Source organism: Heyndrickxia camelliae (assembly GCF_002844575.1).
Lineage (GTDB): Bacteria > Bacillota > Bacilli > Bacillales > Bacillaceae_C > Margalitia > Margalitia camelliae.
Genome location: NZ_PIQO01000007.1, coordinates 1 through 15,857, shown reverse-complemented (window position 1 = coordinate 15,857; position 15,857 = coordinate 1). Strand labels below are relative to the sequence as shown.

23 protein-coding genes and 1 pseudogene are annotated in these 15,857 nt (G+C 35.6%); 23 read left to right on the top strand and 1 reads right to left on the bottom strand.

What is annotated here, in order from left to right; genetic code table 11:
* Positions 1-55: 55 nt before the first annotated feature.
* From CWO92_RS10940 to CWO92_RS25010, 4 genes and pseudogenes are all read left to right on the top strand, one after another.
* Positions 56-244 carry a Fur-regulated basic protein FbpA gene (locus CWO92_RS10940; RefSeq protein ID WP_101354248.1) on the top strand — a complete coding sequence of 63 codons (189 nt, stop codon included), beginning with the start codon at positions 56-58 and terminating at the stop codon, positions 242-244.
* Positions 245-300: 56 nt separating this feature from the next.
* The gene (locus CWO92_RS25390) at positions 301-456 is read left to right on the top strand and encodes a hypothetical protein (RefSeq protein WP_165786667.1); all 156 of its coding nucleotides are present in this window, start codon (positions 301-303) and stop codon (positions 454-456) included.
* A gap of 147 nt (positions 457-603) precedes the next feature.
* A complete protein-coding gene (locus CWO92_RS10930) occupies positions 604-864 on the top strand; it encodes a hypothetical protein (RefSeq protein WP_101354246.1) in 261 nt (86 codons plus the stop codon).
* A 30-nt stretch (positions 865-894) separates the two neighbouring features.
* A pseudogene (locus tag CWO92_RS25010) lies at positions 895-993 on the top strand (DUF3983 domain-containing protein); the annotation flags it as partial.
* A gap of 97 nt (positions 994-1,090) precedes the next feature.
* Here CWO92_RS25010 and CWO92_RS10925 read toward each other — a convergent pair.
* Positions 1,091-1,846 carry a DUF4393 domain-containing protein gene (locus tag CWO92_RS10925; RefSeq protein ID WP_101354245.1) on the bottom strand — a complete coding sequence of 252 codons (756 nt, stop codon included), beginning with the start codon at positions 1,844-1,846 and terminating at the stop codon, positions 1,091-1,093.
* Between the two features lie 323 nt (positions 1,847-2,169).
* Here CWO92_RS10925 and CWO92_RS10920 point away from each other — a divergent pair, with 323 nt between their 5' ends.
* The 19 genes from CWO92_RS10920 to CWO92_RS10830 all read left to right on the top strand — a co-directional run.
* Positions 2,170-2,553 (top strand): ArpU family phage packaging/lysis transcriptional regulator, encoded by a 384-nt coding sequence (locus tag CWO92_RS10920; RefSeq protein ID WP_101354244.1) that lies wholly within the window; start codon positions 2,170-2,172, stop codon positions 2,551-2,553.
* Between the two features lie 567 nt (positions 2,554-3,120).
* Positions 3,121-3,663: a site-specific integrase gene (locus CWO92_RS10915; protein ID WP_101354400.1), complete on the top strand. Its 543-nt coding sequence runs from the start codon at positions 3,121-3,123 to the stop codon at positions 3,661-3,663.
* A 254-nt stretch (positions 3,664-3,917) separates the two neighbouring features.
* Positions 3,918-5,276, top strand: a complete 1,359-nt coding sequence (locus tag CWO92_RS10910; protein ID WP_101354243.1) for a site-specific DNA-methyltransferase — start codon at positions 3,918-3,920, stop codon at positions 5,274-5,276.
* A gap of 142 nt (positions 5,277-5,418) precedes the next feature.
* Positions 5,419-5,658 carry a hypothetical protein gene (locus tag CWO92_RS10905; RefSeq protein WP_367593489.1) on the top strand — a complete coding sequence of 80 codons (240 nt, stop codon included), beginning with the start codon at positions 5,419-5,421 and terminating at the stop codon, positions 5,656-5,658.
* 19 nt (positions 5,659-5,677) lie between these two features.
* Entirely contained in the window at positions 5,678-5,980 is a 303-nt protein-coding gene (locus CWO92_RS10900) for a hypothetical protein (RefSeq protein ID WP_101354241.1), read from the top strand.
* 7 nt (positions 5,981-5,987) lie between these two features.
* Positions 5,988-6,329, top strand: a complete 342-nt coding sequence (locus CWO92_RS10895; RefSeq protein ID WP_101354240.1) for an HNH endonuclease signature motif containing protein — start codon at positions 5,988-5,990, stop codon at positions 6,327-6,329.
* A 161-nt stretch (positions 6,330-6,490) separates the two neighbouring features.
* On the top strand, positions 6,491-6,778 hold the full coding sequence (locus CWO92_RS10890; protein ID WP_165786676.1) for a phage terminase small subunit P27 family: 288 nt from the start codon (positions 6,491-6,493) through the stop codon (positions 6,776-6,778).
* Positions 6,753-8,483: a terminase large subunit gene (locus CWO92_RS10885; protein ID WP_101354238.1), complete on the top strand. Its 1,731-nt coding sequence runs from the start codon at positions 6,753-6,755 to the stop codon at positions 8,481-8,483. The genes CWO92_RS10890 and CWO92_RS10885 overlap by 26 nt, the downstream gene beginning before the upstream one ends.
* Before the next feature lie 18 nt (positions 8,484-8,501).
* Positions 8,502-9,719: a phage portal protein gene (locus CWO92_RS10880; RefSeq protein WP_101354237.1), complete on the top strand. Its 1,218-nt coding sequence runs from the start codon at positions 8,502-8,504 to the stop codon at positions 9,717-9,719.
* Positions 9,697-10,455, top strand: a complete 759-nt coding sequence (locus CWO92_RS10875) for a head maturation protease, ClpP-related (protein ID WP_101354236.1) — start codon at positions 9,697-9,699, stop codon at positions 10,453-10,455. The genes CWO92_RS10880 and CWO92_RS10875 overlap by 23 nt, the downstream gene beginning before the upstream one ends.
* Positions 10,455-11,606: a phage major capsid protein gene (locus tag CWO92_RS10870; protein ID WP_101354235.1), complete on the top strand. Its 1,152-nt coding sequence runs from the start codon at positions 10,455-10,457 to the stop codon at positions 11,604-11,606. Before CWO92_RS10875 ends, CWO92_RS10870 begins: the two co-directional genes overlap by 1 nt.
* Entirely contained in the window at positions 11,593-11,865 is a 273-nt protein-coding gene (locus tag CWO92_RS26690) for a fibronectin type III domain-containing protein (protein WP_101354399.1), read from the top strand. The genes CWO92_RS10870 and CWO92_RS26690 overlap by 14 nt, the downstream gene beginning before the upstream one ends.
* Positions 11,865-12,164 carry a head-tail connector protein gene (locus CWO92_RS10860; RefSeq protein WP_101354234.1) on the top strand — a complete coding sequence of 100 codons (300 nt, stop codon included), beginning with the start codon at positions 11,865-11,867 and terminating at the stop codon, positions 12,162-12,164. Before CWO92_RS26690 ends, CWO92_RS10860 begins: the two co-directional genes overlap by 1 nt.
* Entirely contained in the window at positions 12,145-12,474 is a 330-nt protein-coding gene (locus CWO92_RS10855; protein ID WP_101354233.1) for a phage head closure protein, read from the top strand. The genes CWO92_RS10860 and CWO92_RS10855 overlap by 20 nt, the downstream gene beginning before the upstream one ends.
* Positions 12,474-12,839 carry an HK97-gp10 family putative phage morphogenesis protein gene (locus CWO92_RS10850; protein WP_101354232.1) on the top strand — a complete coding sequence of 122 codons (366 nt, stop codon included), beginning with the start codon at positions 12,474-12,476 and terminating at the stop codon, positions 12,837-12,839. Before CWO92_RS10855 ends, CWO92_RS10850 begins: the two co-directional genes overlap by 1 nt.
* Positions 12,836-13,225 carry a hypothetical protein gene (locus CWO92_RS10845; RefSeq protein WP_101354231.1) on the top strand — a complete coding sequence of 130 codons (390 nt, stop codon included), beginning with the start codon at positions 12,836-12,838 and terminating at the stop codon, positions 13,223-13,225. Before CWO92_RS10850 ends, CWO92_RS10845 begins: the two co-directional genes overlap by 4 nt.
* Before the next feature lie 15 nt (positions 13,226-13,240).
* The gene (locus tag CWO92_RS10840; protein ID WP_101354230.1) at positions 13,241-13,807 is read left to right on the top strand and encodes a major tail protein; all 567 of its coding nucleotides are present in this window, start codon (positions 13,241-13,243) and stop codon (positions 13,805-13,807) included.
* Between the two features lie 15 nt (positions 13,808-13,822).
* Positions 13,823-14,149, top strand: coding sequence for a phage tail assembly chaperone G (gpG, locus tag CWO92_RS10835; protein WP_101354229.1), 327 nt, complete (start codon positions 13,823-13,825; stop codon positions 14,147-14,149).
* 270 nt (positions 14,150-14,419) lie between these two features.
* Positions 14,420-15,857 (top strand): phage tail tape measure protein (locus CWO92_RS10830; protein ID WP_207767796.1); only part of this gene is annotated, 1,438 nt, incomplete at its 3' end.

The following is a 15,857-nucleotide window of genomic DNA, read 5'->3' as shown; positions in this document are numbered from 1 at the left end:
GATTATGATTATCTCTCCTCTTTTTGAGGAGGGATAAATATAAAGGAGTAACTTTATGGACGGACAAGCTAATAAATTAAGACTTGCAGTTGAACAGCGAAAGGATTATTTGAAAGGCGAGCTGCTGAAATATGGATATTTTAAAACACCTGACGGAAAACAACTTTATGAATTAACTTTGTCAGAACTTGAGCAAATCCATATTAATGTGAAATGTCAGTTTGCCAAAGAAATGAATGACTAACTTTTTTCAGCATGATTCAGCATCCTGTGAAATTAAATAAACGGGAGGAATCAATAATGGCAAAAGATTGTATTGAATGTAAAGTAAGACCTGCTCGATATTGGGGAAGTTCATTTTGCGAGGAATGTTTTAAGGAAGTTCTTAAAGAAAAGCTTGAAAATGATAATTCACCTTCTTATACGGGGAAAAGCTGTGAAAGTAAAAATCATTGATACTAGGCCAAAGTGGATGCGCCAAGAAGATGAACAATTTAAATGCAGGACTTTTTGCGATGAGTACAGGAAATGTTATACGAGATGTGGTTCCAATTGTAGGAAATTTGGTGGGGACGTTATTCCTAAAATAAGAAGGTGATTGTCATGGGGCAATTAAGAAAGATTCAAAGAGGAAAGCAGGCAGTTGTTTTTTCCTCCTTTTCCAATAAAAAAATGACAAATGCATTAAAAGTTGCATGGGATGATGGATATGACAAAGGGGCAAAGGATCAGCGTGAATCGGATATTAATAATCTAGTTAAAATTCTTGAGGAATTAGAATCCTTCCCAGGTATCGGAGAAAAGACAGGGTGGAAAATTCGGAAATTGTTTTTAAACAAGTTCGGGGTGAAGGATGATGAGTAATCAAAAAAGCAGGGATAAAAACATCTTGCTAAGCGAAAGAAGGAAATTGAACGTGCTTTATTGGAAAAAGCGTGGAGAAATATATTTGTTAATGCAGGTTTGCTTAAAAATAAAGGAAAGAGTGAATAGTAATGAAAGAATTAGGTCTTGTGATATTAACTAGTTTTGTTATATCACTTTTGGTTAATTTTATCCTTAATATAAAAAAAAACGACCGATAGGGTCGTTATAAACATATATTTATAAAGGTTTTACCAAGAGGAGATATTCTAACGATTCCCTCTTTTAAATCGAACGTGGCATTAGAGTTAGGTTGATTTTGTAAAGTCTTAAATAAATCGGACTCTCTATATATAGCATACTTATTTTTGTTAATATAACTTTCATCATACGAAATAGAAACTAATCCTAATCTACTTAAATTGGTAATTGATGTAGCATTTTCTTCTCCAGTTCTGATATTTGTTAAGTTACCATGAAAAACATTTGATTTCCAAATATTATATCCGTCTCGATTAGGTAAATAAAAAATAAATTGGACAATTGGATAGTTATCAGTGTCTTTAAATAAAACCAAGTTTCTTGCATCTTCTGGTGAGAGTTGTTTTGTTATTTCAACAAAAGAATGGTGAACCGTTTTGGATTTACTTTTATCCATGGATGCAGCAATTATATTTGCAAACATTTCCCTTAAAGTTTCTTCTTCAATGTAATATTTTGATGCTTCTAAAGCAGGGCCAACCACACTCATTGGCGGCTCTTGAAGATTATCTTCTTCAATCGTTAGAATCTTCTGAGCAATAGAATTTTTATACGCATCTAAATCAAATTGATTTCTTGCTCTTTTCTTTTCTGCAATATGATTTATTTTACCAAAGGCAAGATACCATAAGTCATCAAGGGTTTGCATAGGTGCTTTACTACTATTCGTAGCTACCGATGTTACAAAAGATGTTAAGGCTGATGTTAATATTGGATCCATTTTTTCACCTCCACTTGTTATTAGTATAAATATATCAAATTTTGTAGTTTTTTGTAAAAATAAGTAGGGGTTGTTTCAATAGATTCATATATAATGACATGGCAATATTTCTTGTAACAAATTTTAGTCTGTTTATTTGCTAAAGATATCTTTTAATTGAAATAGAAAAACTTTATCGCGAGAAGGTTGGAAAACAATATGATTGAATATGTTTGTAAGGATTGCGATGTAACTCATATGGATATAAAAATCATTCCAAAAAAGAAATGCCCAAAATGTAATTTATTAATGGAGGCCATAGAAAAAGGATAGGTGGTGATTATATGGCAGCCGAACAATTAGAAATGTTTGAACCAGTTGATGAAAAAGAAGTTAGACGTGAAGTAGCAAGGCATTTAAGAGAATATAAAGCATTAAAAGTCCAGATTGAAAACATAAATGAACGGTCTGCAGCTGGTGTAAAAAATCTATATCCTTCTTTAAGAAAAATTAGTCCAGAAAATGAGTTAAAAGTACGCCAAATGGAAAGAACATTATTAAACAGTTTAAATGATGAAGAACGGGAAGTAATTGAGAGAAAGTATCTCTCGAATAAACGAGAAAAGGACATTAGCATATACACAGATCTAGGATATGACAAGGACAGATTTTATGATATACAACGGTCAGCCATATCTTTAATTGCAACAGCACTCGGGATAATCTGAGTGCTTTTTATTTTTCACCGACAAAACACCGACAATTTACCGAGAAAATCCCGACAAAAAAGGGGACTATTTTATTTTTCATCATAGGTAAGATTTTCTTATCGAAGGTTTGTTCGATAGGAGAAGCATCTTTCCTTTATCAAGGATGTACTCGGACTAACCAAAATTCCGATGAAGAATGCAGCTGTACGAGGGGAGCATTCAGAGGAATGGCTCGCAGCATTGCGAATGGAGGTCACGGGGAAAAAGAGTGCAATTCTCTTCTGTTATTTCGCAATCTTAGCTTATCCTCTCGGAGCATTGACGAAATAAAATCTATACCTGTAAGCAGTCTCTCAAGGACGTTCATTTCACCAACCCCTTTTAAATGATTTTGGTATTGGCTAATGCGTTCATTTTTTTATGTTAAATCCTCTTTTTTTTAATAGAGTATATCACGGTAATGTTTGTTGATTCTGTTGGATCTTTACGAAATATATTTATTACCCTTGGGGGACTGCTTAGAAATATAGAGCCATTCGATTGAATGGTTTTTCTTTTGACCTAATAGGAATTGAGGTGATGAAGATGAACATTGTGGAGCCTATTCGAGATAAGGACATTATCGATGAAATCAAAGAATATTTGAAAAAGAAGAATGAAAGAAATTATATTCTGTTTATGCTTGGTATTAATACGGGACTTCGAATCCAAGACATCTTAAAACTAAGAGTTCGTGATGTAGAAGGATGGTGGATTACCATAAGGGAAAAGAAAACCCATAAACATAAACGCATCAAAATGACAACTGTCTTGAAGAAGGCAGTCAAAGAGTATATTCAAGGGAAACCGAAAAATGAGTATCTCATTAAAAGTCGGAACGGAAAGAACCGTCCTATTACAAGAGGAATGGCTTACAATATTTTAAATGAAGTGGCTAGGGAATTCGGTCTTGAAAGTATTGGCTGCCATTCCATGAGAAAAACATATGGCTATCATTTTTATAAACAGTTTAAAGATGTAGCAGTTTTAATGGATATCTTCAATCATTCAAGTGAAAAAATCACACTACGGTACATCGGCATCAACCAAGATACGCAGGATAAATACATGAGAAGATTTAGCTTATAACCATTCCTTTTTTATGCTTAAAATGAATTCGCTACAAAAATAAGTTGTCTAATTCGTTTTTGAGAAGTGGAATGAAGGCTGATATTGTAAGGAAATTGGTTAGAGGCTGAATTAGACAGAATATAAGATATGTATAATTCAATACTTAAAAATAAGGCCAAATACTTGAGAATAAAGGGCAATTATCCACCTAAAATAGAGTTAATTTTATTACAGAACGAATTTGAATCATTATAAATTAGGAGGACCAACGATTGGAAATTCGAAAGGTAAAAATAGAAAATATTAATCCAGCACCATATAATCCAAGAAAGGATTTGCAGCCAGGGGACAAAGAATATGAAGCATTGAAGAAATCTATAGAAGAATTCGGCTATATTGAATCGATTGTATGGAATGAAAGGACGGGTCATTTAGTTGGTGGCCATCAACGTTTTAAGATTTTAGTAGCAGAAGGTGAAACAGAAATTGATGTTTCTGTTGTTAATCTTGATCTCGATAAAGAAAAGGCATTAAATATTGCATTAAATAAGATATCGGGCGATTGGGATGATGAAAAACTTTATAACTTACTAAATGAATTAAATGAACAGGACCTTGATATTAGCCTTACTGGATTTGATCCAGAAGAAGCACTAGATTTTATTAATAACTTCCATGATAACAGTCTCTCTGATATTGGAGATTTAGAGGATGATAATTTCGATATTGAGGAAGCTCTGGAAGAATCAGAAACAGAGACAAGAACGGCACCAGGCGACATTTGGTTATTAGGAAGGCATCGATTAATGTGTGGAGATAGTACAAACGAAGAGGATGTACAGAAATTAATGGATGGCCAATTAGCAGATATGATTTTTACGGATCCTCCTTATAACGTAAATTATCAAGGCAGCACAAAGGATAAATTAACAATCGAAAATGACAATATGGATTCCGAATTATTTTATCAGTTTTTAAATGCAGCTTATAGAAACATGGCTAATTCGATAAGAAACGGTGGGGCCATTTATGTTTGTCATGCAGATATAGAGTGGTATGCATTCAGAAAGGCACTGGTTGAAAATGGTTTTCTTTTAAAGCAATGTTTAATTTGGGTTAAAAACTCATTCACTTTAAGCAGGTCAGATTACCACTGGCAGCATGAGCCAATTTTATATGGGTGGAAAGAAGGAGCAGCTCACACTTGGAATGGCGACCGTCTCCAAGCAACCGTTATTGAAGAAAAGAAAGGTCATTTTACTGCAGTAAAAGAAAAGGACCACTATATATTAACGATTCCAATTGGTGAGCAACATTTAATGATTAAGGTACCAGACTATGAAGTAATTGAAGAAATAAACGAATCTACTATTTGGAGAGTGGACAAACCTCAAAGGAATGCTGACCATCCAACTATGAAACCAATCGCTCTTCCTGCTAGGGCAATTAGAAACTCCTGTTTACCAAACGATATAGTATTGGATCTATTTGGAGGAAGTGGCAGCACATTAATGGCCGCAGAGAAGACAGGAAGAAAATGTTACACAATGGAATACTCGCCAAATTATTGTGATGTTATTGTTAAACGCTATGAAGAACTAACTGGAGAAAAAGTAATAAAAGCTAAATAAAAAAGGAGTGGGCATCCCGTCAGATACCACTCCTTTTTCTGTTCAAGAGCAACATGGCCCATGAAGAGATAGTGTAAGTACGGATCCGTATTGAGCCACACTATCTCGATACTTATCTTATAAGTTAATGAGGGATGTTGCAATGGAAAGCGTTGATAAACAGGTAAAAAAGTTAATTAATGAGATTCAAGAAACCAATCTTAATTATAGGAAAATCATACAAGCCGGTATACACAAGTGGGTTAAAGACTATCAAGAAGGGCGTATTAAGATTGAATCAGTTGCTGATTTAAAAAAGCTAATCGACTTAGATACAGAGCTTCAGAAAGAAAATATTTTTCTATTAAAAACACACAAAAAACTTTTAGAAGAAGATAAATGAATGGAGAGTGGAGAAGGAAATGAAATATAATACTCAATTTGAATGTATGGACAAGTCTTGCAACACGGTTACTATAGGCCACAATAGAATGGATGGTGTTAGATGTCCAAGATGTTCTGGTCCCGTTATTCCTAAACCATTTAAACTAGGAGAAAAAGTTGGAAAGGATAAACCTTTAAAAACTCAACCTATTACAGACGATATAAACGAAATAGGAAAAACACTGGAAAAACAGATACTTGATTTGGAGGGTAAAATCTCTGATCTTGAGCAAAGTTTAGTAAGTTTAGAGATTAAAAAAAGAGTTAGAGGTTCGGTGTGATTGTTAAATGAATCCCCATCGATACTACAACAAGTACAAACGTAATAAAGAAGCAGTAGCCTTTTATAAATCTAAAGAATGGCTGCGATGCAGGGAGATTGCTCTTATTCGTGACGGCTATCTGTGCCAACCTTGTTTGCGAAATGGAAAGCTTACACCAGCTAATACAGTACATCATATCAAACACTATGAAGACTACCCTGAATTAGCATTAGATTTGGATAATCTCGAAAGCATTTGTCCTTCTTGTCATAACAAAGAACACCCAGAGAAGGGGAAAGGCAAAAAGGAAACGAAAAGGACGAAGATTCCTGTCATAAAAAGCAAAGCGAACGAGGAAGTGACATAGCCCCCCTACCCTTTAACTTAAAATATATATCTCTACGGAACGGGGATGGCCCTTCGTTTTCACCGCGGATGGTTTTTTCTTAAGGGGGGGTACACCAAAAAAACAATGAGATTTGTAGGAAAGGGGTGATTTTCTTGTCAGTTCCTACCAGAAAAAAATTGATGGAATATATAGGTGAGTCTTACAAAGAATCAGATGAAGAATTAATAAAACTGTACTTGGAAACTCATCAAGTTTATAGAAGGTTAAAAGCTGAAATAAAAAAATCAGATTTAATGTTTGAATATACAAACAAAGCCGGAGCAACCAATCCTGTTAAGAATCCACTAGTTGGTGAGCTAACTAAAGCAGTCCAGACATTAAATAATTTATTAAAGTCAATGGGGTTAACACCAGCGCAACGCAAAAAGGTTGTGAACGAAGATGACGACGACTTTAAGAACTTCTAATGGAATTTTAAATGTTTTAAACAAGCCGTCACCAACTTTATTAGCAACGTGGTATGCAGAACAGGTTGTAGCTGGAAATATTATTGCCTGTAAAGCTGTTATCTTGGCCTGTCAACGCCATTTAAACGATTTGAAAAAACAAGGGACAGAAGATTTTCCTTGGATATTTGATGAAGATCTTGGGCATAGACCAATTCGTTTTATCGAAAAGTTTTGTAAGCCATCCAAAGGAAACTATAAACAACTTATCCTTCAAGCATGGCAACATTTTTGTTTAGGACTTCTTTTTGGTTGGATTCATAAGGATACCAAGTTAAGGCGCTTTAAAGAGGGCCTTATTTTTGTTGCTAGAAAGAACGGAAAAACCACAGTAATTTCTGGAACAGCTAATTTTGGTGTTAGTAAAGACGGAGAAAATGGTGCGGATGTCATTTTACTTGCGAATTCAATGAAACAAGCTAGATTGCTTTTTGACGAATCCAAGAAAATGATATTATCATCTCCACAATTAAAGAAGCATTTTAGAGCATTACGAGATGCTATCTATTATGATGAGACCAACTCTAAAATTGAACCACAAGCAACCGATAGTGATAAATTAGATGGTCTTAATACTCATATTGGCATCTTCGATGAAATTCATGAGTACAAGGATTATAAGTTAATAAATGTTATTAAAAACTCTAGGGGATCTCGAGAACAACCATTATTAATTTATATAACAACAGCAGGTTATCAATTAGATGGACCGTTGGTGGAATATTATGAGCAAGGAATCGATGTCTTAAATGGAGTCATCGATGACGACCGTACATTTTATTACTTGGCTAGTCTAGATGATGAAAGCGAATTTGATAAACCGGAAATGTGGATTAAGGCTAATCCAAACCTTGGGGTATCCATTAAACTACAGGATATGATTGAAGATTGGGATAAAGCAAAAAGGATCCCAGCTGAGCGTAACGATTTTATAACAAAACGATTTAATTTATTTGTGGAATCATCCGAACAGTCTTTCTTAGACTATGAGGTTATTAAGAGAAATAACAAAGTTATTGATGAGAAGACGCTTGAGGGAATGTCTTGCATCGGTGGATTTGATTTATCCCAAACAGAGGACTTTACAAGTGCAGAATTGGAATTTCCACTTGATTCTGGTGAGGTTTTCGTTTTGTCTCACTCATGGATTCCGGAAAGAAAAGTAAAAATGGAGAATGAAAATATTCCGTATAGAGCATGGGCGAAAGAAGGACTTCTCACTATTTGTCCTGGTGATTATGTTGATTATCGTTCCATATTTGATTGGTTTGTTGAACAATCTAAGCGTTTTTCAATTGAATTAATCACCTATGACCCTGCAAATGCTTATAGATTAGTAGAAGATTTAAAGTCATATGGTTTTAATACTCTGGCAGTAAGGCAAGGGTACATAACTCTTAGCCCAGCTTTAAAAGATTTAAAAGAACTTTTCCTAGATGGAAATGTAATCTACAATAATAATCCACTTTTCCGTTGGTTCATTAATAATGTCAAGTTGGTTGAGGACCGAAATGGAAATTGGTTACCCACTAAATTAAGTCGCTACCGAAAAATTGACGGTTTTGCGGCTTTTTTAAATAGCCATACAGAAGTAATGAAAAGAATGGTTCAGCCACAAGGAAAAGGAAATATTAAATTTATCTCTGTTAATGATCTTTTTAAATAATTGAAAGGTGGTGAGATTTTGAAATGGTTCACTCGAGCGAAATATGCGGTAAAAGCCGCGGTTGCTGGATGGAAAGGAGCAACGTTTGATTTTTCTAAATGGTTTGGTCGTCGTTTTTGGGGAATTGATAACTCAAAATTAGCTACAAATGAGACGATTTTTAGCGTTATTAGCCGTCTAGCCAACACTTTATCGTCATTACCTTTAAAGCTTTATAAAAATTATGACATAGTAACAAACCACCAGGTAGCTGATGTGGTCATAAACAATCCTAATCCAAATATGTCTGGGTTTGAATGGATAAACAAAATTGAAGTGTCCAGGAATGAAACAGGGAATGGTTATGCTGTTATCATGAGGGATATCCGAATGCAGCCAGAAGCTATTGTTCCAATTGAATCATCTTATGTTACACCATTCATCAATACCGACGATAATAATTTGTGGTATGAGGTACGGGCTACGGATGGAACGTACTATTTTCATAACTTAAATATGCTTCATGTAAAGCATATAACCGGTGCCTCTCGATGGGCAGGAATAAACCCTTTATCAGTGTTAAAAAATACACTTGATTACGATAAAGCTGTTCAAGAATTTTCTCTTTCTGAAATGCAGAAAAAAGATAGCTTTATATTGGAATATGGAGCAAATGTGGATGATGAGAAAAGACAACAAATTATTGACGATTTTAGACGGTTTTACTCAGAAAATGGCGGTGTATTATTCCAAGAACCAGGTGTAAACGTTAAAAATATTGATAAAAAATACTTTGCATCTGATACGTTGGCATCGGAGCGTATTACTCGTTCACGTGTGGCCAACGTTTTTAATGTTCCTGCGTCATTCTTAAATGACAATGAAGGGCAGAGCTATGGAAGTAACGAACAGCTAATGATTCAGTTTGTCCAAATGACTTTAACTCCAATCGTTCGCCAGTATGAACATGAATTTAATAGAAAACTCCTTACACCAGCTGATAGAAAGGCTGGTTTTTATTTTAAATTCAGCTTAGGAGGTCTATTAAGAGGAGATACCGCAGCCAGAACAAACTTCTATCAAGCTATGATTAGAAGCGGTGGTATGTCACAAGACGAAGTAAGGCAATTAGAAGATTTACCGCCTAAAGGTGGAAATGCATCTCAACTTTGGGTAAGTGGTGATTTATATCCAATTGAAATGGATCCTGCTCAACGAAAGGGGGTGAAGGATAGTGGAAAAGAAACAGAAGAATAAGTTTTTTGAAATGAAGATGTCTGCGAATAATTCTAATGCCGCAGATATTTTTATTTATGGAGAAATAACCAAATACGCTTGGGAAGATTATGGTGAGCATTCTGCTACAACGTTCAAAAATGAATTGGATGCGCTTGGTGATGATATCGAAGCTATTAATTTATATATTAATAGTCCTGGTGGCAGTGTTTTTGAAGGGATTACCATACACAACATGCTCAAGAGACATAAAGCAAAGGTGATTGTTCATGTGGATGCTTTAGCTGCTTCCATTGCAAGCGTCATTGCTATGGCAGGTGATGAAATTCGTATGCCTTCTAACTCTATGCTTATGATTCATAATCCTTGGACATTTGCCATAGGAAATGCTGCAGAATTACGAAAACAAGCGGATGATTTAGACCGCATAGGCAATTCTAGTAAGCAATCATACTTGCAAAAAGCCGGTGACAAGTTAACAGATGAAAAACTTCAAGAAATGCTGGACGCTGAAAAGTGGCTTTCTGCAGAGGAAGCATATGAATATGGTTTATGTGATGTTGTGGAAGGAGCTAATGAAATGGCTGCTTCAATCAGCGAAGAACTATTCGCTAAATATAAAAATGTACCTAAACAGCTATATTTTAAGCAAAAAAACACTATTTCTGCTGCAGAATTGGCAAAAAGGCAAAGAATTGCTGATGAATCTAGGGCTAATTCAGCTTATATAAATACTATTTTGGAAGGATTGATATAATGAAAACTTTATTCGAATTAAAACAAGCAATGGCTACAATCGGTCAACAATTACAAAAAACTGAAAACGAACTTGCTGCAAAAGCAATGGACACCACTGCTTCATTGGATGATATCCAAGCATTACAAAAGTCTAAAGCGGATTTACAAGCTCGTTTTAATGTAATTAAAGAGCAACATGACGCTATGGAAGCGGAACAAAAGGAGAAATTTGCAGCACAACAAGGGATTAAAGGAATTGAAGATCCGAAGCAAAAAGTAATTTCTGCAAAGGCATCACTCATTCGTGCCACAATGCAAAAACAAGCAGTTTCGAAAGAAGTGTTCCAAGTGTTAGGTGATAATGACACTACTGGAGGTAATAATTTTTTACCTAAGACGGTTTCAAATGATATTTTAATGGAGCCGACAGTAAAAAACCCATTGAGAGGGAATTCTGCTGTAACTCAAATTACAAATTTAGAAATTCCAAAGTTAGATTTCACATTAGATGATGATGATTTTATTGCAGATACAGAAACAGCAAAGGAATTAAAGGCAACAGGTGATGTTGTAACATTTGGACGTCACAAATTTAAAGTATTTGCAGGTATTTCTGAAACTGTATTAAATGGTTCAGATGCTAATTTGGTATCCTACGTAGATAAAGCACTAGAATCTGGTGTAGCAGCTAAAGAAAAGAAGGTCGCATTTGCAACATCTCCAAAGTCCGGAGAAGAGCATATGAGTTTCTATACTCCGTCTTCTGACAATTATATAGGAGTAAAAGAAGTTACAGGGTCCGATTTATATGAAGCTATTACAACAGCAATTGCAGATTTACATGAGGATTATCGTCAAAACGCTAAAGTGGTTATGGCATTTACTGATTATCTAAAGATTATTAAGACCTTGGCAAATGGTAATGCAACACTTTATACTGCTCAACCAGAACAAATTATCGGAAAGCCAGTTATCTTCTGTGATTCTGCAGTATATCCTGTTGTCGGAGATTTTAGTTACTCACATTTCAACTATGATCTTAATGCTCTTTATGACCGTGATAAAGATGTTAAAACAGGTATTGAGCAATTTGTTGTTACAGCATGGTTTGACCATCAAATTAAGCTAAAATCAGCATTCCGTATTGCAAAAGTAACTGCCACACCCTGATTCGCCCCAAAATCTAGCTGGCACTACTACCATTACGCAAGCTAATTTAACGTGGGATGCCGTAGATGGGGCAGACTCTTATAAAATTTATCGAAATGGAATAGAAGTAGGAACATCCTCTACAAATTCCTATAAAGATACAGGATTAACAGGTGATACAACGTATCAATATCAAGTTTCAGCCGTAAATGTAAGCGGAGAATCCGCAAAAAGCTCCGAAATTAGCTTAACAACTCAACCTAGTACGAGTGGTAGCTAATGGCGGTAACCACTGATTTGGCAAAACAATGGCTGAAAATTGACTGGAACGATGAAGATACGTTAATAGACTTTTTAATTCAAAGTGCTAAAGAAGAATTATTAAAATCGGGTGTTAAAGAGCGCGAGTCATTAGTTTATGACCGCGCTATTTTAATGCTTGTTTCCCATTGGTATTCGAATAGAACTGGTTCAGACGATTCAAACGACATTTTGTCTAAACCATTAGCTTATGGAATACGTGATGCAATTCTAAAGTTGAAATGGGAGGATATTTCGGATGGCCAAACAACTGGTTAATCGTTTAAATCGAAGAATCTCCTTTTTCAAAACAGTTACCAAAAAAGATGATGGCGGTGACTTCGTTAAACAGGATGTAATTTTATTTTCCTGCTGGTCAGAATTTTTTTCGCAAAGTGTCCAGGATAAAACAGCATCCATTGGAACGGTATATGAAGATACGGTTTTCTTTAATGTTGCTGCACAAATGGAAGAAAAAATAGATAATTCCATGAAAATTCGATTCAAGGAAAAGAAATATTCCATTATTTCTATCGATCTAAGACCTAGTGAAGAACTAGTTCGGATCACTGCAAAGGCGGTGTCCTAATGAGTGTGGATGTTTCAACAACACGAATAAATGATAATTTAAGAAGATTAGCCATCGAACAGACAAAAGTACGAAATAGAGCATTAAAAGAAGCTGGAAAAAGGCTAGCTCAAAGATTACGAGAAAATACTCCTGTAGATGGTAAAACGGACGAACATATGAGAGATGATGTTCGAGTTTCCGGTGTAAAAGACGGAGAAGTCACTGTAGGATTTGGAAAAGATACTGCCTGGCGCGCTCATTTCGTTGAAATGGGGACCATAAAACAGCGTCCTCAAGGATTTATACAACGAACGGAAGAGGAAATGAGAAATGAAATTCTACAAATCGTAGAAACAGAATTAAGGCGAGGGTTTGGGTTATGAAACTACCAATAAACGTTGTGTATGATCTTTTAATGAATGCTTCTGAAATTACAAGCATGATCAATCCAGATATGATTTTTAAATTGTATGTACCAGAGGAATATCATCAAATCGAACATCTTCCCATTGTTCGTATAAATGAAATTAGTGACTATCAAGAGGGTTTTGCGTCTGATATGCCTTTTTCCTTTGTATGTAGTGTTCAAGTAGATGTATGGGCTTCTACCAGCAAGACACTGGAACAAATACAAACTGTAATGGACAAACTCATGGCACAAAATGAATGGGCACAATATAGCGGCGGTATCGATAGCGATCCTGATTTTAATAATACTCCTCGCATGTATCGACGTTATCGAACTACCCAACAAATTGATTTTAATTAGAGAGGGGTCAATATAATGGCTACATTAGGATTTCAAAAGGTTCATATAGGAATTTTTGATGAAACGGAAAACATTACAAAAGTACATGTTTTAGATGCACAAGAAGGTGGTACTATCTCTGCAAAAGTCAGTGGATTAGGCGCACCAATGAACACGGTATGGGCTTCTGATGTTCCATTTTATGTGGATGCCAGCGGGACTGGACAGCCTACACTAGAATTAAATATCGCGGATATTCCAGAAGATGTATTGAATGAAATTACTGGTGCAAAAGTGGAGAATGGAATCGCAAAAATCGGAGCGAATACTACTCCACCATATGTTGCAGTCATTTTAGAATCAAAAGGGACAAAGAATGATACCATTTACATTTCGTTACTAAAAGGAGTTTTCTCTTACGACGAAGTTAACCTTGCTACTGGTGAGGATAAAGGTAAAGAGCTGCAAACAGATACCATTACCGGCAACTTTGTAGCACGTTCTAGTGATGCTCTTGTTTATGCTAAGGGTCGCACAAGTACACAAAGCTTTACCGAGGAAGCGTTCAAAACGTTCGTATTCCCAGGATATACTGCTGCTTAATAGGGGGAGAAAAAAATGTTAAAGATAGAATTATATAATCCCGAAAAGAAGAAAAAAGAAACGATTACTCAAACCTTTGTATCTGCCCGTAATTTACGAAAGGCCGTGCAATTTTATACCAAAGTAGAAACAGAAGAATTGTCAGAACTCGAACAATTGGACGAGTTAATCACCCTTGTTGCAGATTGTTTTAATGATGATCGTGTCACTTTCGATAGTATCCTAGATGGTATAGCTGCCGATCAATTGTCAAAAGTTTTAGAGGGGATTATGGACCAACTTCTGGGTGGTGAAGCTAAAAAAAAGGAACAGGCAGCCAATCTAAGAAAGGTGGCAAAATAACCTTTCAAGATTCTTATAACAATCTTAAAGGAACGTACCAGGAGTTACTACAAGCAGGGTGGAAACTAAATGATATTGACTCAATGGATATTAATTTTTTCCTCGAACTAATGGATCCATCTGAGCAGGAAGAAGATATAGAAGAATTTTTCAAACGAATTTAAGCCTTGCCTTTCATTGGGTAAGGCTTTTTTGCTTTACCCTGTACTCTTCTTATGAAAGGAAGGTGAGAAAATGGCTGGAAGCCAAAACGGAAGACCTTTAGGGAATATGGTCATTAATTTAAGTTTAGATGGCACAAGATTCTCAAGGAACATGGATGTCATCCAAAGACAAATTAAAACAGCACAATCAGCTATGAGAGCTAACTTGGCTGTTTTAGGTGATTCTGCTACAGAATATGACCGTCTTAGAGTTCGGATTGATGGTTTATCTCAGTCAATGAGGGCAAATCAGCAAAAAATAGACGTTTTAAAAGAAAAATATGAGGAATATGTCCGATTAGGGAAAGAAAATACTAAAGAAGCTCAAAATTTGGCTAATAAACTTAATAACGCAATCAGAGTTCAAGCTAATTGGGAAAATGAACTGAATAGGTCCAATCAGCGTTTAAGAGAACTCGAAAAGGGAACAAGCAAATTTGGAAATAAATTAAAATCCCTAGGTGGCCAATTTGGTGGAGCGATAAAAAAAATTGGTGGTTTTTCTAAATCATTAGCTGGAATGTTTGCTGCGCCCATTGCTGCATTAGGCATTTTTAGTACAAAATTTAGTGCAGAAATGGATGAAATAGAAGGAAAAATCCAGGCAATGACTGGATCCACAGCGAAAGAAGCCAAGAAACAAGGGAAAATTGTTGGACAAGTGTGGGCGGATGGTTTTGGAGAAAGCACAGATGAAGTAGCGGAAGCGGTAATTAAAATTAAACAAAACCTCCAAGGTATCGATGATAGTCAGCTAAAAGGTATCACGGAGAAAGCTTTTACTCTTACCAAAATTACTGGCGCGGACTTTGATGAATCTCTACGCGGGATTAATGCTATCATGACTAATTTTGGTATCAGTGCTAATGAAGCTTTTGACTATATGGTCAAAGGTGCTCAGCGAGGATTAAACAAGTCTCACGAGTTAGAAGATAACATGGCTGAATACAGCCAGTTATGGGCACAAAATGGCTTTTCTATTAAAGATACCTTCAGCATTCTCGAAAACGGCTTAAAATCTGGAGCTTATAATTTTGATAAGGTAAATGATTTCGTAAAAGAATTTGGTATCTCGCTAACGGATGGACGATTCTCCAAAAATATTAAAAGTTTTTCCTCAGATACTCAAAATCTATTTAACCAATATAAAAAGGGTAAAGCCACGACAAAGGATGTCTTTAATTCTGCTATAAATGACCTTAAAGGAATGAAAAACGAGCAACAGAAACTTTCTATTGCTTCCACAGTGTGGTCTGCTCTTGGCGAAGATAATGCCATGAAGGTCATTGAATCCTTAAATAATGTCAACCATGCCTATGATAATGTAACAAACACCACAAAAAAAGCAGGTAAAGCATTAACCGATACACCTATAAGTAAGTGGAAACAAGCATGGAGAGACTTCCAGAACACAATAAAACCAGTAGGAGATCATTTATTAAATATCGGTTCTAAGATTCTTCCTAAAGTAACCGGAAGCCTAAAAGCATTTAAACAGATGTTTA